This is a genomic window from Glaciimonas sp. OK215, from assembly GCF_057787885.1.
In genome coordinates this window covers 172578-198037 of record NZ_JBYMEG010000004.1, presented here as the reverse complement: position 1 = coordinate 198037, position 25460 = coordinate 172578, and the positions used below count along the sequence as shown (strand labels likewise).

Annotated in this window: 29 protein-coding genes; 8 read left to right on the top strand and 21 right to left on the bottom strand. The window is 55.3% G+C overall.

The window, feature by feature from the left end; genetic code table 11:
• The first annotated feature begins 114 nt into the window (after positions 1-114).
• Entirely contained in the window at positions 115-1506 is a 1392-nt protein-coding gene (gene ltrA, locus AC3CHX_RS31525; RefSeq protein WP_488645136.1) for a group II intron reverse transcriptase/maturase, read from the top strand.
• A gap of 399 nt (positions 1507-1905) precedes the next feature.
• Here the strand turns inward: ltrA and AC3CHX_RS31520 are convergent, their stop codons facing one another.
• From AC3CHX_RS31520 to AC3CHX_RS31505, 4 genes are all read right to left on the bottom strand, one after another.
• Entirely contained in the window at positions 1906-2382 is a 477-nt protein-coding gene (locus AC3CHX_RS31520; RefSeq protein ID WP_488645135.1) for a hypothetical protein, read from the bottom strand.
• 62 nt (positions 2383-2444) lie between these two features.
• Positions 2445-3365, bottom strand: a complete 921-nt coding sequence (locus AC3CHX_RS31515; protein WP_488645134.1) for a nucleotidyl transferase AbiEii/AbiGii toxin family protein — start codon at positions 3363-3365, stop codon at positions 2445-2447.
• On the bottom strand, positions 3365-3898 hold the full coding sequence (abiEi, locus tag AC3CHX_RS31510; protein ID WP_488645133.1) for a type IV toxin-antitoxin system AbiEi family antitoxin: 534 nt from the start codon (positions 3896-3898) through the stop codon (positions 3365-3367). The genes AC3CHX_RS31515 and abiEi overlap by 1 nt, the downstream gene beginning before the upstream one ends.
• Before the next feature lie 351 nt (positions 3899-4249).
• Positions 4250-4459, bottom strand: a complete 210-nt coding sequence (locus AC3CHX_RS31505) for a hypothetical protein (RefSeq protein ID WP_488645132.1) — start codon at positions 4457-4459, stop codon at positions 4250-4252.
• A gap of 88 nt (positions 4460-4547) precedes the next feature.
• Here AC3CHX_RS31505 and AC3CHX_RS31500 point away from each other — a divergent pair, with 88 nt between their 5' ends.
• Both AC3CHX_RS31500 and AC3CHX_RS31495 read left to right on the top strand, forming a co-directional pair.
• A complete protein-coding gene (locus AC3CHX_RS31500) occupies positions 4548-4784 on the top strand; it encodes a hypothetical protein (RefSeq protein ID WP_488645131.1) in 237 nt (78 codons plus the stop codon).
• A 143-nt stretch (positions 4785-4927) separates the two neighbouring features.
• Positions 4928-5245 (top strand): hypothetical protein, encoded by a 318-nt coding sequence (locus AC3CHX_RS31495; protein ID WP_488645130.1) that lies wholly within the window; start codon positions 4928-4930, stop codon positions 5243-5245.
• A gap of 211 nt (positions 5246-5456) precedes the next feature.
• Here the strand turns inward: AC3CHX_RS31495 and AC3CHX_RS31490 are convergent, their stop codons facing one another.
• The 9 genes from AC3CHX_RS31490 to AC3CHX_RS31450 all read right to left on the bottom strand — a co-directional run bounded on the left by AC3CHX_RS31490 (position 5457) and on the right by AC3CHX_RS31450 (position 13731).
• On the bottom strand, positions 5457-5738 hold the full coding sequence (locus AC3CHX_RS31490) for a hypothetical protein (protein WP_488645129.1): 282 nt from the start codon (positions 5736-5738) through the stop codon (positions 5457-5459).
• A gap of 80 nt (positions 5739-5818) precedes the next feature.
• Complete coding sequence (locus tag AC3CHX_RS31485; protein ID WP_488645417.1) at positions 5819-7384, bottom strand: cation:proton antiporter; 1566 nt, start codon at positions 7382-7384, stop codon at positions 5819-5821.
• Positions 7385-7575: 191 nt separating this feature from the next.
• Complete coding sequence (locus AC3CHX_RS31480; RefSeq protein ID WP_488645128.1) at positions 7576-8733, bottom strand: aldo/keto reductase; 1158 nt, start codon at positions 8731-8733, stop codon at positions 7576-7578.
• 37 nt (positions 8734-8770) lie between these two features.
• Complete coding sequence (locus AC3CHX_RS31475) at positions 8771-9622, bottom strand: aldo/keto reductase (protein WP_488645127.1); 852 nt, start codon at positions 9620-9622, stop codon at positions 8771-8773.
• 133 nt (positions 9623-9755) lie between these two features.
• The gene (locus AC3CHX_RS31470) at positions 9756-10181 is read right to left on the bottom strand and encodes a (R)-mandelonitrile lyase (protein ID WP_488645126.1); all 426 of its coding nucleotides are present in this window, start codon (positions 10179-10181) and stop codon (positions 9756-9758) included.
• Between the two features lie 74 nt (positions 10182-10255).
• On the bottom strand, positions 10256-11083 hold the full coding sequence (locus AC3CHX_RS31465; protein WP_488645125.1) for an SDR family oxidoreductase: 828 nt from the start codon (positions 11081-11083) through the stop codon (positions 10256-10258).
• A gap of 46 nt (positions 11084-11129) precedes the next feature.
• Positions 11130-12113 carry an aldo/keto reductase gene (locus AC3CHX_RS31460; protein ID WP_488645124.1) on the bottom strand — a complete coding sequence of 328 codons (984 nt, stop codon included), beginning with the start codon at positions 12111-12113 and terminating at the stop codon, positions 11130-11132.
• Between the two features lie 34 nt (positions 12114-12147).
• Entirely contained in the window at positions 12148-12729 is a 582-nt protein-coding gene (locus AC3CHX_RS31455; RefSeq protein ID WP_488645123.1) for an NAD(P)H-binding protein, read from the bottom strand.
• A gap of 9 nt (positions 12730-12738) precedes the next feature.
• Complete coding sequence (locus AC3CHX_RS31450) at positions 12739-13731, bottom strand: aldo/keto reductase (protein WP_488645122.1); 993 nt, start codon at positions 13729-13731, stop codon at positions 12739-12741.
• 100 nt (positions 13732-13831) lie between these two features.
• Between AC3CHX_RS31450 and AC3CHX_RS31445 the strand changes: the two genes are divergently transcribed.
• Positions 13832-14722 carry a LysR family transcriptional regulator gene (locus AC3CHX_RS31445; protein WP_488645121.1) on the top strand — a complete coding sequence of 297 codons (891 nt, stop codon included), beginning with the start codon at positions 13832-13834 and terminating at the stop codon, positions 14720-14722.
• A 465-nt stretch (positions 14723-15187) separates the two neighbouring features.
• Here AC3CHX_RS31445 and AC3CHX_RS31440 read toward each other — a convergent pair whose 3' ends face one another.
• From AC3CHX_RS31440 to AC3CHX_RS31430, 3 genes are all read right to left on the bottom strand, one after another.
• Positions 15188-16372 (bottom strand): AAA family ATPase, encoded by a 1185-nt coding sequence (locus AC3CHX_RS31440; RefSeq protein WP_488645120.1) that lies wholly within the window; start codon positions 16370-16372, stop codon positions 15188-15190.
• A gap of 193 nt (positions 16373-16565) precedes the next feature.
• Positions 16566-16991, bottom strand: a complete 426-nt coding sequence (locus tag AC3CHX_RS31435; protein ID WP_488645119.1) for a relaxase/mobilization nuclease domain-containing protein — start codon at positions 16989-16991, stop codon at positions 16566-16568.
• Positions 16992-17053: 62 nt separating this feature from the next.
• Entirely contained in the window at positions 17054-17392 is a 339-nt protein-coding gene (locus AC3CHX_RS31430) for a plasmid mobilization protein (protein ID WP_488645118.1), read from the bottom strand.
• Positions 17393-17654: 262 nt separating this feature from the next.
• Between AC3CHX_RS31430 and AC3CHX_RS31425 the strand changes: the two genes are divergently transcribed.
• On the top strand, positions 17655-18356 hold the full coding sequence (locus AC3CHX_RS31425) for a hypothetical protein (RefSeq protein WP_488645117.1): 702 nt from the start codon (positions 17655-17657) through the stop codon (positions 18354-18356).
• Positions 18357-18410: 54 nt separating this feature from the next.
• On the opposite strand, the gene AC3CHX_RS31420 is transcribed toward AC3CHX_RS31425, so the two are convergent.
• Complete coding sequence (locus AC3CHX_RS31420; RefSeq protein WP_488645116.1) at positions 18411-19475, bottom strand: hypothetical protein; 1065 nt, start codon at positions 19473-19475, stop codon at positions 18411-18413.
• Between the two features lie 26 nt (positions 19476-19501).
• On the opposite strand from AC3CHX_RS31420, the gene AC3CHX_RS31415 reads away from it, so the two are divergent.
• Positions 19502-20404: a competence protein CoiA family protein gene (locus AC3CHX_RS31415; protein ID WP_488645115.1), complete on the top strand. Its 903-nt coding sequence runs from the start codon at positions 19502-19504 to the stop codon at positions 20402-20404.
• A 242-nt stretch (positions 20405-20646) separates the two neighbouring features.
• Here AC3CHX_RS31415 and AC3CHX_RS31410 read toward each other — a convergent pair whose 3' ends face one another.
• Positions 20647-21618, bottom strand: a complete 972-nt coding sequence (locus AC3CHX_RS31410; protein WP_488645416.1) for a tyrosine-type recombinase/integrase — start codon at positions 21616-21618, stop codon at positions 20647-20649.
• Positions 21619-21623: 5 nt separating this feature from the next.
• Positions 21624-21794 carry a hypothetical protein gene (locus AC3CHX_RS31405; RefSeq protein ID WP_488645114.1) on the bottom strand — a complete coding sequence of 57 codons (171 nt, stop codon included), beginning with the start codon at positions 21792-21794 and terminating at the stop codon, positions 21624-21626.
• Positions 21795-22076: 282 nt separating this feature from the next.
• Between AC3CHX_RS31405 and AC3CHX_RS31400 the strand changes: the two genes are divergently transcribed.
• Both AC3CHX_RS31400 and AC3CHX_RS31395 read left to right on the top strand, forming a co-directional pair.
• Positions 22077-22265, top strand: coding sequence for a hypothetical protein (locus AC3CHX_RS31400; RefSeq protein WP_488645113.1), 189 nt, complete (start codon positions 22077-22079; stop codon positions 22263-22265).
• 59 nt (positions 22266-22324) lie between these two features.
• On the top strand, positions 22325-23482 hold the full coding sequence (locus AC3CHX_RS31395; RefSeq protein ID WP_488645112.1) for a hypothetical protein: 1158 nt from the start codon (positions 22325-22327) through the stop codon (positions 23480-23482).
• A gap of 221 nt (positions 23483-23703) precedes the next feature.
• Here the strand turns inward: AC3CHX_RS31395 and AC3CHX_RS31390 are convergent, their stop codons facing one another.
• Both AC3CHX_RS31390 and AC3CHX_RS31385 read right to left on the bottom strand, forming a co-directional pair.
• Entirely contained in the window at positions 23704-24210 is a 507-nt protein-coding gene (locus AC3CHX_RS31390; protein ID WP_488645111.1) for a hypothetical protein, read from the bottom strand.
• A gap of 117 nt (positions 24211-24327) precedes the next feature.
• Positions 24328-24615: a hypothetical protein gene (locus tag AC3CHX_RS31385; RefSeq protein ID WP_488645110.1), complete on the bottom strand. Its 288-nt coding sequence runs from the start codon at positions 24613-24615 to the stop codon at positions 24328-24330.
• Positions 24616-25460: the final 845 nt, after the last annotated feature.

Sequence of the window (25460 nt, the reverse complement as noted above, 5' to 3'; positions counted from 1 at the left end):
GCGCATGCAGAAGTCAGCAGAGGGCATAGTAGGTCGAGGACGAGGCGGCGAGCCGGAGAGAGCCATGACTGAAGGCCTGAACATTGAACAACGCGATTAGGACATCCGACCTCGATGCAAATCGATGACGCAACAAGGCAGGCCACTGCGCCCGACACGGAGAGAGACGAACGGATTTCGTCGATGGCCGGGCCGGGTGCCGAGGTTGGCACGGCGGCGGATGGGCAAACGAAAGCGGAAGGACTGCGGCAGATGGACGCCGTGGTCGAACGTCACAACCTGTGGCGAGCGTATGAGCGGGTCATGCAGAACAAGGGCGCAGCGGGAGTCGATGGACTCACTGTGTTCGAATTCAAGGCATGGCTGCAACAGCACTGGCCAAGCGTCAAGGCAGCGCTACTGGCAGGCAACTATATGCCGGCGGCGATCCGCAAAGTGGAGATACCCAAGCCCAACGGCGGGGTACGCACACTGGGCATCCCGACGGTGTTGGATCGCCTGATCCAGCAAGCGCTGTTGCAAGTTCTGCAACCAGAGTTCGAACCTGAATTCTCCGAACATAGCTATGGGTTCCGACCGGGCCGCAATGCATGGCAAGCGGTGCAACGAGCGCAAGGTTATATCAAGGAAGGCCGCCGCTGGGTGGTCGACCTCGACTTGGAGAAATTCTTCGACCGGGTGAACCACGACATTCTGATGTCGCGGGTAGCGCGCCGGGTCGAGGATGAGCGGGTATTGAAACTGATCCGTCGTTATCTGGAAGCGGGCATGATGTCGGCAGGGATCGTCAGCGCGAGGACGGAGGGTACGCCGCAGGGCGGCCCGCTGTCACCGTTGTTGTCGAACATCCTGCTGACGGACTTGGACCGCGAACTGGAGCGGCGGGAACACCGGTTCTGCCGTTACGCCGATGACTGCAACATTTACGTCAAAAGCGAAGCGGCAGGACGGCATGCGATGGCTGCGATTACCGGCTATCTAGAGAAGAAATTAAAACTTCAGGTCAACCGGGACAAGAGCGCCGTCGCACGACCTTGGCAGCGGAAGTTTCTGGGTTACAGCGTCACTTGGCATAAGCAAGTCCGTCTTAAAATCGCCGATAGCAGTCTGAAGCGATTGAAAGACAGGGTGCGTGAAATCGTGGTCGGGAACGCCTCGCGCAATCTCGGCGAAACGATCGCAGCGCTCAACCCGGTGTTGCGTGGATGGACATCGTACTTCCGCCTGACAGAGGTAAAAGGTGTGTTGGAGGAATTGGACGGATGGATTCGGCGCAAACTGCGCTGCCTGCTATGGCGGCACTGGAAGCGACCGGCCACCCGTAACAAGAGGCTGCAAGCACAAGGACTGGATAAGACGCGCGCATGGAAGTCGGCAAGCAACGGACGTGGCCCTTGGTGGAACGCCGGAGCGAGCCATATGAACGTGGCGTATCCTAAACGCTTCTTTGATGTATTAGGGTTGGTTTCGCTGTTGGATATCCAGCGGCGCTTCCAGAGTGTTTAATGAACCGCCGTATGCGGAACCGCACGTACGGTGGTGTGAGAGGGCGACGGGGGTAACTCCGTCCCCTACTCGATCGCGCGGCGCCACTTCCTCGCCGCTAATGAAACGCTTCATTTTCTTGTAGTTTTACAGATACCTGGAACAAGGATACTGTCCGACCCTCTTTTTTGACGGAATGCCTGCGCCGCTCTGCTCCAACTGCCGGTCCCCAGCTCCCGTGGGCGAGGGCAGGTTCAATGCCGCCATTCCCCCCAGATAACGCAACGGGAAAGTGGCAGGGATGGTGATGGCTGCATTCATGATCGCGCCCAATCATGTATTGTGAAGCTATTTTTGGACCAGCAGTTCACGCTCGCATCGCCAGCGTAAAAATGTTCGGCTTGAGAATTCACATGACATCTATATTGAGACGCTTGGCCGTTCCCGAAACGCATATCGATTCGCTTGTGCATCGTAAAGCGCATGATGCTCTGGCAATTTATGCTTCTGATGGAATTCATAGCGAAGGAGTTCATTGATATTGCGAGACACCATGCGGCGCCGACACCATGGTGGGATTCGGCCATCAAGAGCGTCGGAAAATAAATCCCAATCGGTCTGAAAATCAACGCAAATTTCCACTTCTTCATCACGACGTTTGATGAGTTCTAACCACGTTGTTATCTGGGCGCCTAGGTCGTCGAAAGCACATGCTGCATTCGGCACCCGGCCAAGTAGCGGGATAACCGCTTCGCGCACAAATGCGCTGCACCCTTTATCTGGGTACGGTACCTCAGCATAGAACTCTTCGCCCGAGTCCGCCACCATCCCGATACTGATCAGATGCGGGTCCATGAAATCGGTAAATTCCGTGTCGAGAAATACTTTTAGCGTCATCGCTTGATCTCAGTAATGGTAAATAAACGCGATACCAGAGGAAATTCTTACGTTTTTTAGCGCTACATTTTGAATGTGGTTTCTTCACCTTCAGTAGGCTGGTCGGTCAAATGATTCGCCATGGTAGAAAAGAGTCCACTCACGGTCTTGACCAGGTAAGTGAGGAATTGAGGATTGTCAAGTGTCTTGGCGATCGTATCGGAATCGATAAAGCGCAGCATTTGGTCCTTGAAAGGTTTGCTGGACACGATCTCAGGTAGACGGGCAATGGCGCTTTGAAGAAGGCCTGGATAATCCTCAATTTTGTAGTCTGCAATTTTCAGCTCGACCAGGGCCGGATTTAACTTGGCGCCTTGCTGGACGAGCCAGGCCAGATCCCAAATATCTCGATGTCGAATGTATTTTGTCGAGGCGGGAAACGCAAGCATCTTGTCCGCCATGACTTCGTCTAAGGACTCCGTATTCACCAGCACGGAGCCATACCCCAGCAGAAAATCGTAATTTGCTCGAAGGGGCACCAACTCACGTGTGTAGGCCGGAATATTAGCGATTTCAATTTTGATTTTTTGCCGTGGCAAATTCGGCTGCTGTGGCGCCGTCTCAACGCTGATCTGCCATTTATCCACCTTGACGCCTTCGTACTCTGGCGCGAGTGCCATTTCTTTGGGATCTTTGACCTCCACATGCAACCCGTAACGTGCGCCAATGTACGTCTCAAGGCATGCCTTGATCGGCTGCATTTTTGAGGACGTAAAGTCCTTCCCGCCGGCAAAACCGAGATCTTCGCTAAACCGGCTGGAACCGCGGCACAGCCGCAGCGAAGTGCCGCCCTGAAAGACGAGGTCTTTGAGCAGACCTGCTTTATCCAGTGCATGAAAAATGTCGTAATGGAGAATCTCCTTTTCCACTACGGGCTTCATTGCAGCCCGGCCCGGCTGTGCCATGGCAAGGGCGACTAGCTCGTTAAAATCTTGCCGGTCCATTATGAGGTCTCCGCTGTAATCATCATGTCAATATTGCGTCCTGCGCGAACCAAATCCTGCACAGCTGCTTCCTTGGAAGCGATCCGCAACGGACGATTTTTCACCGGCAATGTCCGCCTGATAATTTCTGCCGGCCGGCGTTTGGTGTGCGTGAATTCGATCGTGCCGTAGGGCGTGTCATAGACACCCTTGGCGCCCGTGGTCATGATCGTGACGCGTCGGATCGGCACCTGAGAAATAACACCGTATTCAGACAAAATGGATTCCATGCTGACGTAGGAGAAACACGCGCGGCGCAGCACCACTGCAATGTCTTCCACGATGTTACTTTTTTTCGACATGGCCATCGGATTGAGATACACACCCTTGGTGACCCGTTCCAAAATGCCATCTGTCACTAGGCGTTGGAGAGATTTCTCGAACGCCTTTTCTTGCTCTTCGGGGAAGAGCTTTGCAAGGTCACCCTTGGTCAGCACATAGATTCCGCGCCGATCCAAATCTTGCAATGCTTTAAGAGCGTCAATTTTTTTCATGTTGCCGCCATTAGTTACGAACCCTAACAGTTAGGGTTTTTAGCTTGCACACTATGGGGACTGCGACTTGAATATGTCAATATGTGGTGATTAACCCTACTTTTTATTAGGGTTTAAGACTACTTGATGCTCACGATCCCGAGGCTACCACAAAGGCATTTCGATCACATTGGGGGATTGGGTGAACCGACTACCGTGCGGCAGGTAAAGCTGGGGGACATGTACGCGGTATCGGAGTGTGATTACGTCGTAGCGACCAAACGTCCAGATAGCGGACCGTTCCGCGCCCCAGTAGCGAAGAACGCTACCCGCAAATGAGTGGGCTCTCAGTCAACCCAGCGTCGGCGGCGTTTATGCTGTGTTGGATACGTGCGTGCTGATCCCGGTGCGCTTGTCCGTCATGCTGTTCGACCTAGTGATCCGCCGTACACCGTGGAACAGCTGATCGCAGCACTCAAGCTCCACGGCGCGAATCAAACTGCCGTCGCGTTCGAAGCGCTTTAAGCCAGGAAATGATCCACCAAGGTTCGGCGAAACAACAAATACGACGTAGTTCTGCATCAGTGCGCTGCTGCTCTTCAAACTGAAGAACAGTCCAGAATAGCTAAACTGGTAACTGATACGCCGCTGATTCTCGGCGCGCGCTTACTTGCTGAAAATATTTAGCTTTTTGGCAAGCTTGGCGAAAAAAGACAGTTCAGTCTTATGTGTCGTAGGGCTATTTTTTACCAGTGTCAGCTTCGCGGTTTTGGCCGCCGGTCTTGTGACTCTGGCCGCCGCTGGCTTTCTTTTCTTTGATACAGGCATTACGCTCTCGCTCATTTATCGCCGTGAAAACGGCACTGTGTATTATGCCATTCCGTACCCGTATAAAATATGGGGTTGAATAAATTTTGACGAGCGGGTTACCGGTTTTACATACAGCTTCAGCGTTGAGCGAATTCATGAAAGTCGTGGATCGTAACTTTGGCAACGAATGACCGCAGCCAGAGGATGTTGGATAAGCGCGAATATCTAGGAAGAACAACGATGAATACAACACTCCCAGTCAATCCCGCACTGTCGATTGATTTCTTTTCCACGCCGAACGAAAACCGCAGCGACGAAGAGATTGCTATTTGGTGGGATCATCCTTTCGCACAATTACAAGAAGATGGGACCATGCGTGTGCTTTGCCTGGATGGCGGCGCCTGGGACAGGCCAACGTGGTACGGCGTTGCGTCAACCATTGAGGAAGCAACTGCCCTGGCAAATCAAAAACTTACTGCCTGGCGTGCACTGCGAGCACGACCGACTGTGTTGCTCGTGGCTCAACGGAGCTGTTTTAATACCGAAATGCTCCTTTAGCCAGGTATTGAAAGCGAACAATAAAGTCTGTCGGAAACGGATTTCGTAAGTATCTGATTTTTATGGTGAAGAAAAATCAGGAGATTGACGGCAAAGTCTGTCGGGGCACCTTCGATTTTTAAATTTTTAGTCAAAACGGACAACATAGTCTGTCGAGCCCTTTGCGAGCGCGGCTTTGCTAGAGTAAGTCGGCGGGATGACAAGACAAGTATCAAACTACCAAATGCCCCTTTTTCTCAGCAATGCCGAGTTCTGCCACGATTCCAGAATTGAACTCGAGGTAAGCATTTTCGATCCCATCGCTGAAAATCACGCCGTTCTCTGGCATCAGCGACGTCATCCGCAGCTGAGAATGCTGGGCGATCTTACCGGACACCAGCGACGCAGCGGATGTCTTGCTGGGAAAAGGCTCGCGCACCATGAAGTATAGAAAATCCGCATCCCATGGAGACTGTGTATTTTTTTGCGTGCTCTGGCTGCTGTCTATTCGCAATCGCGTTAGCGCCGGCCAGCAAGCTTTTCAGCCAGCCGGTTGAGCCTAAAAGGGGCGGCACCAGCTAGAACGCTCCAACTTCAAATTTCGCGGTCGCCGCCCGCGCTCAGTTCGGCCCAGTCAAGCTCCCTGATCAAGATGCGGTAAGCGTCGTCGCCTATAATATCGGTGCGGCGCAGCTCGGTCGCCTCCTGGCGCGCAAGCATAATAGCACCGCGCCTCAGCGGGCCGCCCGGAACGTCATCAACCGGTGCATCTAACGTGTTCCCAGTGTTAAGATCGAGCAATGCGGCGTATTCCTTGCGCAGCAGTTTTGCAGGAAGAGAATCGTTGTCCTTCAGGGAATCAAGCACCGCTTGGTAGGCACGCGCCCGGCCAAAGCGGACTTCGCGCGTTACGGGGTTGTCATCGGTGAGGCCGAGTCGTCGAATCAGTAGCTTGATGGTAAGACCCTGCAGCACCAAGGTGCCAAGCACAACTGCAAATGCGCACATCAGGATCAGATCGCGGTACGGGAAAGGCATGCCGTTCGGCAATGTCTCCGGAATCGCAAAGGCTGCGGCGAGTGTGACAATGCCGCGCATGCCAGCCCACGATACGACGACGCCGCTTCCAAAAGTTGGCTTGACACTTTCGTTGGTACTGGCGCGGTCGTATAACCGTCTTTTGAGAGCGGTGTAAGTCATGACCCAAGCAAACCGCGCCGAAATCGTGACGATCAGAACAACCCCGGCTGTCAACAGCGCATCTATGCGCGCGCCGCCTCCCTCCAGCCGCTCCCAGATGGGCCGCAGCTGCAAGCCGATCAGCACAAAGGCAAAAGCGTTCAAGACGAAGACGACCGTCTCCCATATCGCAAAGACTGGGATTCGCATGCGTGCCGGGAGATTCGGCCCGATGTGTCGTGCCATCGTCATCGCAAAGGCAACCAGGGTCAGGATGCCGGAAAGGCCAATTGCTTCCGCCGCGATCCAGACGCCGAAGGTGCATGCGAATTGCAAAATCACAGAGATCGGCACGTCCCGCACGAAACTGAGCAAAGGGCGGATGGCAAAAGCGCAGGCGATGCCTGTGGCAAGACTGCCAAAGACAGTCAACAGGAACACGGGCGCAAAGATGCTTACCCCGAATGTTCCTGTTATCGCGCTCATGATCGCAAGGCGATACACGAGAAGCGCGCTCGCATCATTGAGCAGGCTTTCGCCTTCGAGGATCTTCAGAAGCCGGTGCGGCAGCTTGACCTGACGCATCACCGCCGTTGCCGCTGCCGCGTCTGGCGGCGCAACGATGGCGCCGAGGGCAATAGCGATCGGCCACGGCATCCCGGGTATGAGCCACTTGGCCGCAATTGCAACCGCAATCACTGTGGTTCCGACTGCCGCAATGACCAGGCCGGCCACGGGCCGCCAGTTCGCACGAAGGTCACGCAGTGAAGTGTCATAGGCAGCATCAAGAAGCACCGGCGCGACGAACAGCGTCAGGGCAAGATGCGGGTCCAGCGTCCAGTTCGGACTTCCAGGAATGAATGCCAGCAAAACGCCCCCGAGCGCCAAAAAAGTCGGATAGGGAGCGCCTAATTTTTGTGCCAGGACCGCGAGCAGTGCCGCACCCAGCAACAAAGCGATGATCCATTCAAAAATTTCCATGGCTGCAGTCCTCCTTGACCGGTTTGCCTTACTGGTGAGGCCCTCTCCATCCTGCCCACGACACTCTAACAGCGGGCGAAGCAAGTGAAAAAATTGCCGCGATAGGGGACGACTACACCCCCGGAAAGCTCGGCCGTCCGCGATCCGCACCGATGCCCTCCGGGCTGTGGGGGCACAGCGATGCCACGGCGTCAGCGTCTCGGCGGCGCCTCAATATCTGAGAAAGCCAGTACGCTATCAGGAAGCCGGGCACCTTCAATGTGAATCGCCATCGCAGCGGAGTTCAGTTCGGCCAGTTCTAACGGTGAAAACCGGACTGCAATAGCGCCGATGTTGTCGAGCAAATGTTGCACTTGCGTCGTACCCGGGATTGGTACGATCCACGGCTTCTGGGCCATCAGCCAAGCCAACGCGACTTGGGCCAGGGTCGAACTCTTTCGGTCGGCCCAACTCTTCAAGAGTTTCACGAGTGCCAAATTTCTCGGCAGGTTCTCAGGCGAAAACCTTGTTTCAATCTTGCGAATGTCGCCCTCGGCAAACCGCGTCTTGACGTCGATAGCACCCGCGAGGAAACCTACCCCCAAGGGACTCCAGGGCACGAAACCTATGCCGAGCTCATCGCAAAGAGATAGCACCCATTTCTCCGGACCTCGCCACAGCAGAGAGTATTCATTCTGAACGGCTGTGAGGCGCTGCTCGACATGCGCGCGGCGCAGCGTCTTGGGGCCCATCTCACAGAGGCCCCAGTGCAGGACCTTACCCTGAGCCATGAGATCTTTGACCGCGCCGGCAACATCCTCGATCGGGACGTTTGGGTCGACGCGGTGCTGGTAAAGCAGGTCGATCCGATCGGTGCGCAAGCGCTTCAACATTCCATCCACCGCCAACTTGATATGTTCCGGACGGCTATTCAGCCCCGGGCGGCGCTCGCCGGTCTTAAGATCGATGTCCCACCCGAATTTTGAGGTAATCACGACCTTGTCGCGGATTGGCCCCACGCCTTCGCCGAGGATGCGCTCCACCTCATGCGGCCCATAGGCTTCGGCTGCATCGAAGAACGTAACGCCGTTGTCGAACGCTGTTCGAATGATCCTGATCATCTCGGTCCGGCTCGGTACCGTAGTCTGGTAGGTGCGGCTCATGTTCTGGACGCCGAGCCCAAGACTGGATACTTCGAGTGATCCGAGCTTGCGCCGCTCCGTCCCAAGTGCCGAAACTGGGGTTGCCAGACCCAGCGTCTGCGCTGACTCCGGCGTAGCGGACATACCGAGCAACGGTGTGGCAGCCAAGCCTCCAACCAAGCCGAGGAAGCTTCGGCGTCCCAACTCTGTATGCATTACTGGGGCCATGACTGGCTCCTCGTGTTTGTGTTCTGTTCTGTATGCTTTAAACATCGAGCCTTCGCTCGCTCATCCACTTGACGATTGCCGGATCGCGGTGCGAGAAGAAGCTACTTTCCGCTTTGTCCAGCATCGCAATCCGCGCCATGTCGGCGTCATCCAGCGCAAAATCAAAAACGTCGAGGTTCTCTTCCATTCGCTCCTTCCGGACGGATTTGGCAAGGGATACGACGCCGCGCTGAACGAGCCAACGAAGAACGACCTGACCAACTGATTTACCATACTTTTCGCCCACGGCGACCAGCTCCTCGTTCTGAAACAAGTTGTTGCGCCCCTCGGCGAACGGTGCCCAGGCTTCTGCCTGCACGCCGTTATCGCGCATGAAGCTCACGCTCTCTTCCTGCTGATGGAAGGGGTTGATCTCGATCTGATTGATGGCAGGGACCACGTCATTAAAGGCGATGATGTCCATCAGGCGATCAGGCTGAAAATTGCTGACCCCAATGGCGCGCAGCTTGCCGGCCTTGTAGGCTTCTTCCATCGCGCGCCATGAGCCATGAACGTCGCCATACGGCTGATGGATGAGGTAAAGGTCCAGAAAGTCAAGCTGCAGCCGGCGAAGCGACTTGTCAATGGCCATTAAGGTGCGCTCGTATCCAGTATCCTGCACCCAAAGCTTGGATGTAACAAACAGCTTATCGCGCGGCACGCCGGAATTTTTCAGTCCCTTGCCGACGGCCTCTTCGTTCATATAGGAGGCTGCTGTATCGATAAGTCGATAGCCGGCCCCGATGGCATCTACGACACAGCGTGCGCATTCCGCGTGATCGGGGATCTGAAAGACGCCGTAGCCGACGATCGGCATCTGAAGACCATTGTTCAAGGTGACGTTTTGCATGGTAGTTCCTTTCAAAGTTACCGCGGTGAGGTTGGTTCTGCCGTCATCCAGGCAGTGACGCGATTCATGGTCTTCTCGCCCGGGTGGCTGATTTGTTCGATGCTGCTCTCCCTCTGCGGCGAGATGGCGAGAATTACTTGGTGTTCTTTTCTGGTGCGGACGAGCCTGCAAAGTATTCCGCATCGGTGACCTTCTCCATCCAGTTCACGTTCTTTCCATCAATCGCCTCCTGGACTGCGATATGAGTCATCGCAGTCGTGGGCGTGGCACCGTGCCAGTGCTTATGACCGGGAGGGCACCAGATTACGTCGCCGGCTCTGATCTCAACGATCGGTTCACCTTCACACTGAGTCCATCCGCACCCTGCGGTGACGATCAGCGTCTGTCCAAGTGGATGCGTGTGCCACGCAGAGCGGGCACCAGGTTCGAATGTGACGCTCGCGCATGAGACGCGTGAGGGCGCGGGCGCGACGTTGAGCATGTCGACGCGTACGTTCCCGGTGAAATATTCCTCGGGGCCTTTGGCTGATGGCTGTGAGCCTGGACGTTTGAGTTGCATGAGAAGTCTCCTTTGAGGTTGATTGCGGGTTCCAGTTTTTGGGGTAAGACGCGTAACGCCGACATACCTGCCGGTCACTTCGGAGCGAGTTCTCCGTACCAATAAGATGCCGTCACACCGCCGTCCATAAGGAAGTCGCTGCCGGTGATGAACCCACCATCCGGCCCCATTAGCAGTGCGCCGACAGCCCCGACCTCGTCCGGGGTGCCGCCGCGTTTGGCGGGCGACAGATCGATCATGCGGCGGTAGCCGTCACCGCGCGGACCGCTCAGTTCGTCCCTGGCAAGGGGCGTGAAAATGATGCCCGGGCTGATCGTGTTGATGCGCGCGCCGCGTTTGCCCCATCGCACCGCTTCGGCCATGACCCGCAGAGAATTTCCGCGCTTCGAGAGCTGATAAGCATGCAGCGACTCTTTAACCTGGTCAGGCTGCAGCATGGAGAGCGCCAGCAATTCTTCAACTGGCGTGGTTGCGAGAGCTGCGTTCTGCTCAGCGCTCAGGCCAGGCAAGCGGTGCCCCGATTGCAATGCGATGACCACGCCCGCGCCACCCTCCGCGATGACATTGCCGAACTCTTCCAGCACAAGGGCGGTGCCGTACAGGTCGACCTTGAGGATTGTGGCCGCAGAGGCCTGCGACGGCGAAACGCCAGCGGCATGGATCAAGCCGGTCACGCTTCCGAGTCCTGTAGCGATCTGAACAAGGGCATGAACCGATGCGCGTGACGACACATCCACGACAGCCGTCGTCACGTCGAAGCCGGCGTCAGCAAGAACCTTCGCGGCAGCGTCCGCGTTCTCTTGCTTCAGGTCTGCAAGCAGCACATGCTTGCCGGCACTGACGCGGCGTGCGATAGCCTGGCCGATTGAACCGGCTCCGATAACAACAACAACGTTAGTCATGGTCTATTCCTTCTTGGTTGGGGTGATGTTCTTTAGCGCGGCGTTTTCACTTACCGACGAGCTTTTGCCGGTCTGCCGAATAGCGCGCGCCCTGAACCGGGACGCGGGAAACTGCCACTTCAATTTCGATCAGGTCGTCGGGTGACAGCACGACCGTCGCAGCGCCAGCGTTTTCTTCAAGACGATGCAGCTTGGTCGTGCCGGGAATCGGAACGATCCACGGTTTCTGCGCAAGCAGCCACGCGAGCGCGAGCTGGGCAGGCGTGACCTGCTTGCGGGTGGCGATGCCTGCCAGCACGTCCACGAGCGCCCGGTTCGCCTGGCGCGCCTCCGGTGCAAAGCGCGGTACGGTGTTGCGGAAATCTTTTGCGCCGAACGATGTCTCGGCATCAATAGCGCCGGTCAGGAATCCCTTGCCAAGAGGACTGAACGGCACGAAGCCGATACCGAGTTCCTCAAGGACCGGAAGGATCTCCTTTTCGGGCTCACGCCACCACAGCGAATATTCGCTCTGCAGAGCGGTGACGGGCTGGATCGCGTGAGCACGACGAATGCTCTCAACGCCAGCTTCCGACATGCCAAAATGCTTCACCTTGCCTTCGCGGATCAGCTCTTTGACTGCGCCGGCCACATCTTCGATCGGGACAGCCGGGTCGACGCGGTGCTGGTAGAACAGATCGATGCGGTCTGTACGCAAGCGCTTCAGCGCCTCTTCGGCAACCTGCCGAATGCGTTCCGGCCGGCTGTCGAGCCCTTTGGTCGTGTCTCCGTCCCGAAAGCCGAACTTGGTTGCGATCACGACCTGATCACGCATCGGCTCAAGCGCTTCGCCAACTACGCTCTCGTTGATGAACGGGCCATAGGCTTCAGCTGTGTCGAAGAAGGTGATGCCGCGCTCGACGCCTGCACGAATCAGCGTGATGGCATCAGCGGCGTCGGTTGCAGGTCCGTAGCCGTAGCTCAGGCCCATACAGCCGAGCCCGAGGGCGGAGACTTCTAAACCACTTTTACCAAGTTTTCGTTTTTGCATTTTTTGTTCCTTTGATGACGCGTTTAGATTGCGTTCACAGACTTACACCGAGGCTGCAGCGGACGTGCAGCGTTGGATCGAGAGCCAGCTTGACGATCAGATCGGACAGGCTGTTCAACGACACGTCGTGTCCGTGAAACGGTTCTCCCTTCTGCGTGATTTGGTAGTCGACTTTCGGGTTATGCGTAAACCAGCCGGGACGCAGAACCGTGTAGTCCAGGCTTGAAGCCTCAATGACGGCGGCGGCGTCACGGTATGGGTCCAGTACGCTGCGGTACTTCTCCCCCGGCACTTCGCCATAGATGCCCATCGAGCTGATGAAGATCAGCCGTTTCAGGCCGACTTCTTTCATTGACGTCCCAATGTTCCGGGCCTGCGTGGCCATATCGCCGGCAAGGCTGGCGAACACAACTTCCTGATCCTTCATCGCATCGATCAAGGCTGCGCGGTCGAGGACATCACCTTCGAGGATTGTTGCCCGCTGTGGGTCTGGATTCTTCAGTCGGCTCGCATGGCGCAGATACAGCGTCAGATCTGCATCTGTGTTTTCAATAAAGCACGCGGTCGTGTGGCGAGCGACCTGACCGTTTGCACCGAGGATAAGAACGCGGGTCATTTCTACCTCCTATCGGTCAGCAATTGAGGTGAGGCCTTCCGATAGCGGAGCGCCTTTCACGTCGATGGCTGCGAATGCCTCATCGATGTGTCGCAAGTCTTCAGGCGTGAGGATCAGATCGGATGCGGCCAGGTTGTCGTCGAGATGCGCAAGCTTTGTTGCGCCAGGGATCGGCACGACCCACGGCTTTTGAGCAAGCAGCCAGGCGAGCGCGATCTGTGCGGGCGACGCGCCCTTGCTGGCCGCCATCGTCCGGAGAAAATCAACCACAGCAAAATTTGCCTTAAGCGCCTCCGGCGTAAAGCGCGGGAAGGTAGCGCGCAAGTCCGTCGCGTCGTCGAATTTAGTATCCGGTGTGATCTGACCGGTCAGGAAGCCCTGGCCGAGCGGCCCCCACGAGACAAAGCCGATGCCGAGTTCTTCGCAGAGTGTTAACAGTTCAATCTCGGGTTCGCGCATCCAAAGTGAGTAGTGGTTCTGAATCGCCGCAACGGCTTGGACCGCGTGCGCACGTCGCACAGTCTTAGCGCTTGCTTCAGAAAGACCAAAATATTTGACCTTGCCCTCGGCGATCAGTTGCTTGACCGCACCGGCTACGTCCTCAATTGGCACGGCTGGATCGACGCGGTGCTGGTACAGCAGGTCAATACGGTCGGTGCGCAGGCGCTTCAATGAAGCTTCAACGACTTCACGAATATGTTCAGGGCGACTGTCGAGGCCGACCATCGCGCCGTTCGCGTCGAGCTTGAACCCGAACTTGGTCGCTATGACGATCTGCTCGCGGATCGGCTCGATTGCCTCACCGACGAGGAGTTCATTGGTAAACGGGCCATATCCTTCGGCCGTGTCAAAAAAGGTCACGCCGCGCTCGAAAGCACCGCGGATCATGGCGATGCCTTCTGCCTTGTCGGAGGCGGGGCCGAGCCCGAAGCTCAGGCCCATGCAGCCAAGGCCGAGTTCAGAAACGGTAAGGCCGTTGCGGCCCAGTTGACGTGTTTTCATGATGTTTCTCCTGTCTTGTGTCGATCCATCTAGGTTAGGTCAGTTGACATTCAATGACTAGCCTGTTAAAACGACATTCAATTATTAGGAGATCTAATCAATGGCAGTTTTCGACGACCTTGCAGCCTTTGCTGCCGTGGTGCGGGCGAGGAGCTTTACCCGCGCAGCCGCTCAGATCGGCGTTACACAGTCCGCTCTCAGCCAAACAGTCCGATCGCTGGAGCGCAGGCTTGATCTGAAGTTGCTCAACCGCACGACGCGAAGCGTTGCACCCACGGAAGCGGGCGAGCAGTTGTTCCGAACTGTCGAGCCTCGGCTGGCCGAGATCGAAGCCGAGCTGGCAGTCCTCGGCAACATGCGCGGCAGGCCCGTTGGCACTGTTCGGATCACAGCGACCGAACACGCGGTGCGGTCAATCGTTTGGCCCAGACTTTTGCCGTGGCTACCAAACTATCCCGAAATCAAGATCGAGATAAGCAGCGACAACCGATTTGTCGACATCGTGGCGGAGCGCTTCGACATCGGCATCCGCCTTGGCGGCGACGTTGCCAAAAACATGATTGCGTTGCGCATTGCGCCGGACATGCGCATGGTGGTCGTGGGAAGTCCGGCTTATTTCAAACGCAATCCGCCGCCGCAGACGCCGCAGGAGCTGAGCGAGCACGACTGTATTGGTTTGCGCCTGCCGACATACGGCGGTTCGTTGGCCTGGGAATTCAAGCATGGCGAGCAAATCACTACCGCCCACGTCGAGGGCCGCCTCGTGTTTAACAGGAGCGACTTGATGGCCGATGCCGCAGCGGCCGGGAATGGGCTGGCCTGGCTGCCGGACGACATGGTCCGTGAGCATCTCGCTGCAGGGCTGCTCGTGACGACTCTCGATGACTGGGAGATCACCTTTCCCGGATATCACCTCTACTATGCAAGTCGTCGCTCCTCATCAGCGCTGTCGCTTGTTGTCGATGCCTTGCGACTTCCAAAGTCGCGCTGAACCTGCCTATCAGCGCATTGTCATCAACTCGGCCGACGATATAGCAACGGCAATACACACGCTACAACAAGTAGCGCTTACTCCCTCAGAAACGGGGAATTCCTTGGCGCGCCACTGAGATGGTGGTTTTGCGTACAAGGATGGGGATAGCCTTGCAGGAGAGTTAATCGAGAAACTTGAAACGATGAAGGCGGCAGAGCAAGGCGTCAGCTTGAATCGATTGGCAAGCGCAAAGCTAGCTGGGTGAGCTTGCGCATACCTGTTGCCATTCTATTTGCCAATGCCCCCGGTTTGCGCAACTAGCCAAACCATGTATTACAGCTGTTCCACGGTCGTGGCACAAAGGATGCTTTGTGCAATTAAAATCCATTTTCCGACCGGTTTGATGTGTCTAGTCAACGTGGCGTGAATTGCAGCTGCGTGCGCACTACCCCACACGGCACTGATGCAGTCGAGACATGGCAATCACGCTTCGAAATGGGGAATGGCTCGGCGCATGAATTCATCAAACAATGGCACGGTAAAAGCCATGTCTCCATGCGATGGGCTATACACCATCCCTTTCTTGATCAAGCTCGCGCGCACGGGCCCCAACGTACTGATATTTACCCCCAATTTGTCAGCCACATCACCGGTACGGTGGGGACCCGGCCCCAGTTCGGCCATGGCGCGTAAATATTTCTTTTCCCGAGGTTTCAGCCGGTCAAACCGGACACGAAAGAAATTTTCATCTAAGCGCCGGGAAACCAAATCACTGGTCTCATGAATTACTGCCAGACTGATCGGCGAGGCGACAGCGTGATTCCATGCCTGGTAACCCCACTCCTGCAGAAAATAGGGATAACCCCTGGTCAGTCGGAAAATTTCGTCTAACGCGGCCGGCTCAAACGCCTCTCCGGCCTCTCTCGCCGGGTCCTGCAGCGCCTTGATTGCATCCGGTTCCGGCAGCGGACCAATATCCGGGAAGCTGAACAGTCGCTCGGCGTAGGATTTCGACTCGCCTACCAACCCGGGCAAAATGGGCAAGCCGGCGGCAATCAGCACCAAAGGAAGCTGACGCTGCTGCATTTTGTGCATGGCCATGATCAGCGCACTCAACTCCGACGAACTGAAATACTGAATTTCATCGATCAGGATGGCGACCGCCGCACGACGCTCTTGGGCCGCCTCCCCTACCGCCATGAATAGGCCGGGTAAATCGACCTCCAGATCTCCACTGTCGGCTGCACCCTGCTCAGGCTCAATATCCAACCCGATGTCAACATCGCCAACCTTGATTTTAATCGCGCCCACAAAGCCTTTGAGTACCGCCAGGCCACGCCGCACTTTGTCACCGGCCCCGGCAATGCGGTCCAGATCGAGCAACAGACGACGCAAGAGTGGCGCCAGCAATACGGGCAAGGACTTCCCCTCATGTGCCTCCACCAGAATGGTGCGATAGCCTGTGTCTTGTGCCATGCGCTCAATTTCATTGAGCAGAACGGTCTTGCCCACCCCGCGCAGTCCGGTCAGCAACAGGCTTTTCTCGGGGCGTTTCGCCAGGACCCGTCCTAACAGCACGCGGGCTTGTTCCAGAACGCCATCCCGTCCAGCAAGTTCAGGCGGAGGAGATCCCGCACCGGGTGAAAAAGGATTTTTGATTTTGTCCATGTGCATCTCATTTATATCAATTTATATCAATTTATACCTATTTATACCACTTTATCGTATACATCGGTATAGATTGATATAAACAGTCGCATTGGCGCTGTACGGCTCTGTTGCATCAATTGAAGTATCGACTGTTGGAGGAGCGAAAGGTCCAGTCGAGAGACCGTAAAACTGAACTGAACGCAACGCGCGCCTAGTCCCGAGCAAGGTGTGGTGGTTTGACTGTCTTTGAGTGCACCCGATTGACTTCAATGTGGGCGTGCAGGTTGTCGGTATTGGCGTGGATCGCAATGATGTACCGGTGATCTGCCATCCCTAGCGCCTGCAATGTATCCCGGGCCGCGCTGAAGATGTCTTGAGTAGCCAGCCTTTCATGCTCCGGCCACGAAAGGATATGGTGACAGGCCGGATTCTTGACATGTGTTGCCTTGTTCGCAACTGCACACATTTCCGTTGCCGCGGTGGCCAGTGAAGAAACGTTTCCAATCTCAACGTTGATCGTCTTTTCGACATTCTCGCCAAGTGCGTTCAGCACGCTTTCCGCAGTGATGTACTGCGTCAGGTTATCCCAACTGGTCTTGGTCGGCGCCACGCCAGACTGCTCGATGCCTTCGGTCATGTACTTGGCCAGGTCCTTGAACGACGATTTTCCGTCGCGGCGGTTTGGTGCAATTATGACAATTATTCTTTATTTCCCCCGTTATTCCAGATGCGTTGTATTGCGGAAGTAATCGCGCGCATCTGCTCGTCCATGGTCACCGGCGTGATGAGGTTGTCGCCGTCTGCTATGCGTTTCAGGGTGTGGTGTATCCCCTTCAACTCGTCTCCGCAGAACCGCAATTCATTGATCGCGTCGACGTCGGCGCGTTGACGGGTCGCTCGCCCCAAGCCGGCACGAGTGAGAAACTCGACGACGGTCAAATTCCTTTCCCGCGCCTTTTCTTCTATCGCCAGCTTGTCTGCCGGCGCCATTCGTAGATTCATCTGCGCGGACTTTATCAGCACTCTCGATTTTGACATTTTTAACTCACTTTAATTACGGGTCTCGGGGCGAAGCCCTGAGCAGGGGAAAAGGGGAAAAGCGCGCAGGGGGCCGAAGGCAACCGAGAGCTTTTCCCCGGTGTATGTGCGCGACTTGTCGCGTATATACATTTCATATCCTGTCCTTGGACTGTCTTGGCGTTCAGTGGATTCTCCAGTGGACGCTGGCGCTGAAGCCGAAGTAGAAGAATTGGTGGTGTCATAGGTGTCAGCTTTCGTGTGATTGACCGGGGATGGTTTCATGGTGCTTTTTCAGTATGCTATTGTGGTGTTTTTATATGACAATAGAACAATTGTACTGCGCGTTAGCGAGAGGATTGAGATGGCCACGCCAAAGCGGCTCCGAAAAGAGGACATCGAGAAGGCTCGGCAGAGGCTGCTGGCGGCGATCTTTAGCGAACAGCCAGACGATCGTTATGTGAAGAAACAGGAGCTCAAACAATTGATGAGCACGTTGATTGCCGCACGCGAGCGCGGGATGGCGTTCGAGAAGATCGCTCAGATATTGGCTGGGGCAGGATTGGAGTTGACCGTTGAGACGTTGCGATCGTATTACGTTGAGTTGAAAACGCAAGATGAACTTGCGGCTGAGGCAATACAGCATGCCAGGAAGGTTTCGGAGATACGCCAGGCGATCGAACGGAAGTTGCTGGATCAACACACAGAGCACGCTGCGCTGCTGTCAGAAAATCATGTACCTCGCGAACGACCTGGAGCAAGGCGCGTCAATGCATTATCTGATGTTGGCGCGCGTACCGAAAGCATCTCAACAGAGGCAAGCACGGTGAAAACCGCATCCCATAGCCAGCAATCTTGGAATTACCACACGGGCGAATCGCCAAGCTGCGCCCAAACCACAGCCGGTCACAGGCTCTCAAAAAAGGGTTATGAAAGAAGAGCCATCGGCTCCAATCCAGAAACCGTCACCCGCACGTGGCCATGAGGAAGATACGCGCAAGACTTCTCAAGTTCGGGACAATTGGGCTGGTCGACATTTTTAACGCAATGCCTTGCCTTTGCGTGTCACCCTGTCGAAGCTGAAAACATGTTCCCTCGGACTTTCTGCGCATCGGCCAACCAATCTGCGAGGAAAGTCGGGCTCCCCTTTTTCGACCGTCACGGAGGCGCCGCATACCGCACAGGATGACGAATAGCGGATCAGATGGATGGTACGAATCCCGTTTGATCGTACTAGCTCCAGTTGCCCCGGCTGCTCCTTAAACGACTCGGCCCCTTCGGCACAAATGATGCGGTCCTCACCAAGGTGCTTCATAGGGCGAATACAAAATATCCATAACAAATAGGCAAAGCCAAGAAGAAACAAAGATGAAATTATTGCGTTACTGCCCACATCCCCCCGCCCTACCTGTGCCAACGCCAACCAGATAACGCCAAGCATAGCCATGCCGAGCGCGAGCAATGGCAAGGCAACCGACCAGGCGCGCCACCCCTGCAGCACAACTTTTCCATTGCTTAGCCAAGGCTTTAACAGGAATGCGCACGCGATGTCTCCGGGCTGGGTACATTGGTAGCCAAGTTCCAAGCCGGGATTCTTATTGCTTTGCGCGCCCTTCTCTAGCGTGGCACCGATCTCGCTCCCCTCCTCGGCTTCGCTCCGCTTCAGCTCGGCGATTGGCCGTGCCGATATCCAGTACAGCGTTTCATTTCTTCCAGTCGTGGCTTTACGCTCGAGGACGGGGTAATGGTCCATCCCGCAAGAATCAGCGAAGTCCAAAAAATCGTCTTGCCTTACCTTCCAATATTTTTCAATATCCGGCCATTTCAGCCACGATCCCAAGTCTTTTTCACCGTCCGTCTGACAGGCGGACCAGATGTCTCTCTTGTCAAACTTCCGCGACGTCTCGGGCCCGTTGATTTTTTTGAGTGATTCGCTGGCCAGCGCGATGAGGATCTGGTGGTTCTTTTGCCCATTATTTTTTTGCTCCAACCAGGCCAACAAACACCGTAATACGGGCTCAAGTACCCCGTTAACCGGGATGGGCGGGGTTGTGGTGGGGTTCTTCGCACAGTTCGCCTCTACAGTTGGTTCGTTGGTTTCCATTTAATGTCTATCTAATAGGGGGTGATATGTCGAATCAAAAAGTGTTGATGTCGTTTGCCATGAATGACTGCGGGATGGCAGTTTCAATCGAGCATGCTGATCGGGGCGCCGCTTGCGCCTGTTTTTGCCCTAGCTGCCAGGAGTCTGTTGTCGCAAAGCAAGGAGACGTGAAAGTATGGCATTTTTCTCATCAGAGCGGAGCGGATTGCGCCGGCGCTGGTGAGTCGGCATTACATCTCGCGGCAAAACAACTTTTGCTTACCAAGCGCGAACTGGTTTTCCCATCCATCATCGTGTCCAGGGAGGTCATTAACCAGAAGAGCGGGACAGTCCACAGCGGCCACGCCACCCATCCCGAAAAATGGGTGAGCTTCGATCAGGTTTTCCTGGAACAACCGATAGGATTAATTATTCCAGATGTGATTTGCGATACAGCGGAGGACCGGTATTTGATCGAAATCGCCGTTACGCACTTTGTCGACGAAGGCAAGAGGGCCTTGATCAAAGATATGAACTACGCGGCCCTGGAGATTGCCATCGACATTGATCTTCGCGAGCATTGGACATGGGAGACCCTTGAGGAGGAGGTCGTCAATAACACCAGCAATAAATCCTGGCTGCATTATCCCAAAGAAGCGGAACTGGGCATTGAAGCGAGTGCGCAGGCGAAAGCACTGGCTGATGCCGAGAACATCTCCGCGCCAATATTAACGTTGCCGACGGTGCAAAGCAGGACGAAGCTCTCCTGGCGCGGCATTCATGTTTGGATCACAGAACATGACTTCGGCCTCGTGGCGTGGTCTCCGTACAATCCGGAAATCAACAAGATCCTCAAGCGTTTTGGCGGGAAATGGCAGCCGAAATACCGCAACTGGCTCCTCCCATTGTGGGTAAAGGTACATCTTGTCGAAGCGTTGGCCACCGCGTAATCGGGGCCACAAAACATGAAAAATCTGCCAAGTATTTGAAAAAACATGGATACAGATAATGAAAACGTCCGACGGCAGCGGGCGCATCAACCGTGCGCCCAAGACCGTGTATTAGACATGCCGGGCTTGGCGCGATGCTCAACAGGTCCGGCAAAGCGAAAAAATGATCCCTCATTTCGCGGGAACTAGTCGATATTGTTCTCACAAATGAGAACATGGTCCGCCATGTGGTGGTGGCGTAATTAATACGCGACCTTGAAAGTCGGACTATCCTCCGGCCGCATTTTTCTTCGGTCGTAGATGCGCGTGGTCGCAATGTTGGCATGCCCGAGCCACTCCTGGACTTTGGCGATATCGGCTTCATGATCGAGCGCATTGGTAGCGGCCGTCGCGCGCAGCGCATGCGGTCCGAACCCGGCGACAGCAATTTTCAGGGAAGCGGCATAGCCGGCCAGCATCTTGTACACGCCGTCCGCCGTAATCGATGCCCGGCCATCGGCATGCATATTGTTCTTCAGCGGCCGGAACAGCGCGCCCTGGGCATCACCGGCGTGGCCGGCTGCCTGCAGATACGCATCAATAACCTCGGCGGTACCCGGATGCAGCGGCACATAGCGCAGCTTGCCGCCCTTGCCGTGGATGCGCAGATGGGCGACGCCGCGCCGTTGCTGGACGTCGCCGACCGTCAATGCGCACAGCTCGGCGCGCCGCAAACCGTGATACAGCAGCGTGGACAGGATGGCGCGGTCGCGCTGGCCCGGCAGCGTCGTTGCGTCCGGTGCATTGAGCAGGGAGCGCGCCTGATGGTCGCCGATCGCCGGCGTCTTGCCTTCCGTACTGGCCGTGGGCGGGCGCTTGACCCCCTTAACCGGATTGCTGACAACCGCATTGGCTTCGCACAGATAGTCGAACAGCGACGACAGCGCGGCCAGCTTGCGCCGGATCGTCGCGCCGGCCAAAGTGCGGTGTTCCAGATCCCGGCGCCAGGCGAGCACATGCGCACGCGTGACTCTCCGGAATTGCGCCGGGTGGCCGATGCCGGCGAACGCCATGAATTCCTGCAGATCGTTCTGGTAGGCGCGCCGGGTCTGCGGATTGGCGATGTTGGCGAACCAGGTCAGCGCCGGCGGCACCTCGGCCAGCTGCTGGAACTGCGCCGCCGTCAGCGATGTCGAAGAAGCCCTGGCAGGGAGGGGAGCCAATAACTCGTTCAACTCGTTCAAGTGAACCTCTTCAGCAAAAATGCCAGCCACGGCGATTTGGCGATGGACCCCGAGATTAAAGCCGCCACCACCAGCAAATAAATCAACCACATTGCCAGCGCCCCCATGCGGACAGGCCAGGGGTCCTTCTGGAAATATTCCAAGACAGGCTTTTTCTTTGACTGCATCGTGACCTCACCGGTATTCGCTCTACCGGCATTATGCGGTCACGACGGGTTAGGACGCCGCATTTGATGCAACATCAATAGCGCGCCCATTTACTCTTGATAACTCTTTTTATCAATAGTAAATATCCCTCCCCTACCTCCTCAAAATGTCATGTCCCTATATGTCCCACATGGAGACATGACTTTCTCAAGCCGGCAGACTATTGTTCATGCCGTGGCGACATGCAGTTCCGAATCAGCGTGAATTCGCCACTTTGATTGCAGTGCATACAGGAGAACGACATGTCGGGAAAAAGTGGCGGCAAAGGTGGGAAAACGGCAATGACGCCGGCACGGGCAGCGGCAATTCAAAGCCATGCGACAAAAACCTCCGGACCGGTGCAAAAAGGAAGTTTCACCGCACGGGCACAAGCAGCCGCAGCGATCAACGTGAATGCCGGCGTGGTGCCGGCCGTCGGCGCTAAAAAGTAGGTACAGCCTCAAACCAGCAACCTGGCCTCCAGGTTGCTGACTTCAATCACAGGATAGGTATGAAAAGAGAAGCCATCAGGTTGGACCCGGACAAGGTCAAACTCCTCATCACACGCTCCGGCATCCCCATCAAGCAGTTATTGGATGGAATGTCCGCCAAAACGGTGCATCGGATAAAAGCCGGGAAAAACACATCATTGGCCACCGCCCATAAGCTTGCTAGCGACTTGAGCGTCACGGTGGAAGCGTTGATGAGTCCGGTCAAGGAAGAGGAGATGGACTCTTTTTTACCTGTCCAATGGCTGTACGACGAAGCTCCAAGTTCCTGCGACAAAAAACATGTGCAGTTTTGCGGTGCTATCGGAGGATATGGATATCTCGTTGACGGGTCTCCATTCAACTTTAACAGCCCGATTGAACAACTGTTGAAGTGGCACGAACCAGATCGCCGAAAAATTGTTTTGCGCAGGGATCATCAGGCCTTTATTTTCGAGATTCACTATTTTAATTATTCGCCAGATCGGGAACGACAGGTGCTGTATGAATTTACTACGGCATGCCGGTTTTTCCCCTTGGTACGCAACGGCGACACCTTTAGCAAGGCACCGCTCAGCGACATGCTGGATCGACATGTTTGGGGCGAATTGCAACGAAAAGCATTGGCTAATGCCGAAATCGTAGCGATTGAGGGACATGCCTATCCTGTTCATCCAGATGCCTATTTCCCGTTGGTACGTTTCTACCAGGACTCGCTGCTCAAACCGATAGCATTTCTTGGCGCCAGAATGTTTGAACAACTTCGGGTTGATTTCAAGTGGTCACTGGTCGATTACCTCAAGGGAATCGATGCTGCACGCGTGAGCGCAAAGACGACTTTTTCAGGTATCGCTCTGAGAGTGGAACCAGTCAAGCCGGAAATATGGGCACTAGGATGGCGCGACGAAGTGATCGAAATCAGAGTGGACTTGACGTGGTGCACACCGGCGGGCGAATTGGCGTTGGCGCCTTGGCGTCATGCGCACCGCGAGCAATTCATCAAGGGAATCACATCACGAGAATGGAATAACTGCGATGCGCGTGGCATGCCGATTCGCTACTTCCCGAAGGATGGCGGGGATGATCCAGACACCCCGCCGTTTGAGCCGGATCCAGTTCTATCAGCGGACACTATCGCGGCTATCGCTGGCATTGCCCACCCTGGTCCGTCACGATTCTGAGGGAATCCATGCGCTACTGCAAAGACGACCCGATTGATCGATGCGTCCATGATCTCGTTGAAGAAGGATGGACATTCTGGCGGGCCGCGAAACATGGGCGCATTCGCTCGCCATTTGGCAAGACCTTGTCGGTCCCATCAACGCCGAGTGACAAACGTGCTTCGCGCAATTTTATCGGGGATGTCAGGCGGCTAGTACGGTGCAATACAAAGATGGTCACCTCACGCATTGAAATCTTGGAGTGCTGCGATCAATTGCACGACAACCCCAGTGATGAGCAGGATGAGACCGAACGCCTGTGTACGCGATGAGAGCACTTGGAAACGTCTTACCCTTGGAAAGAAAACTACCGAGTCCACTATTGCCAAGACGCCCAAAGAGTACGCAAAGAATGCAGCAAAGAACCTTGCGGTGATGGCTGCGGATGGCAGTGCGTAACCAACACCTGCACCAATGAGAGCGCCGAGCGGAATGACGGAGTGAGCCCAGAGAAGGACACCAGCCACCCAATGGACCATGAAGTTTTTCAGTGAATCACTCTTGGCCACGACCTCCGACAAGACCAATATCCCAATGAGCCCGTACGTGATGCCGATGATGTTCAACAGCTTGTATTGCACAAGCTTTTCGTGCCCGGCGAGCGCGTACCCCAGAGCTGCACCCACACCCAGGAGAGCCACTATGACCGCTGCAAAGATGAGGCTACCGCTGCGCACAGAATGGTGCATAAGGTAAAGCTAAGGCACGGCGCGCTTTTGCAGCATCCCGCTTGAGGGAGCGGTTACCATACCGTTGACAATCTTGACGTCGCAGCCCCATGCCTTTTAACATGTCTCTAGTCCTTCTTACAGATCGCCGAATCCAGTTTTCCGTGAAAAATGATCAGCTATATGCCTGTAATGGTCCGTGGCTCCCCCACCTTCTGGGTTCGTAATAGCCATGGCCTTGGAGTTGCGGACTAACAGCCGCTTAACCAGCTTGTGGGTATGGACTCCCGCTTTAAGCCCCCCGGGATACTCGACCAACAAAATTTCCGCATCTGGGAACTGTGGGTGTGCCTCGATGACCGCTGCCGTTTGAAGGTCGATCACGGCATACTTTGGTGTTTCAATCAGCGTTTGGAGGCGGTCCATCCCGTGAAGACTGCTTAAGAAGTCAATTATTCGTTCTGCCGTTGTGCTCAAAATTCTATCTCCCTTTTCCCCTGATGCCGCGAAGTGCCGGTATGGGAAAATGCCCAATGCAACTTTTTCCTAGGAGGTTTGAATTGGCCAACGTTCGGCAGTCGTACCTCAACTCAAATCCATCAGGAAGCATGATTCTGCAACAGTCGCGTCCAGGGAGTATATATCTAACAACTTAAAAAATAGCACGTCCTACGCATAATTTCGATTTAGAAACTGTTGCCGCGACTATTTTCATGTTTTACAGGTCTTACGCCGCGCAAGCGTGTGTGATACCCCGAAGAATTGATTTGGTGAAGCACGAAGCAACGGCGGGCCTCGCCGGATATAGCAACTTGCAAATTGCAAATTGCAAATTGCACACTCTAAGAAAACGTCCTTGATGGATTAAAAATTTTCGCGGAGGAGAAAATAGCTACTTCAAGAGTCACAGTTTCAGCCGAAAAACTACAGGTCTTTACGACACTTCGCCGTGACTCTTGAGGTAGTAAAAAAAGCCGGGAAAATCCAGGCTTGATGGCTTGTTACTTGCTCTGTCAATGTCCAGCGCTGCCGATATCAAAGCGGTGGTGGCTCGTTCTGCACTCTGTGTAATGCCATTAATATTAGTTACGCTCCTCTCCGCCATTCTTCCCCATTCGTTGTTCTTCTAAAACCCCGCTGGTTACGACCGAATACGTTGTGCGTATCCTGAGTATGACGTTTGGGAGTGCTCATGCTACTTTCACGCGTGAAAGTAGGGCAACACTAGGAGGTGATACTAATCTGAACCGAAGCATTGATGCTGCGGATCC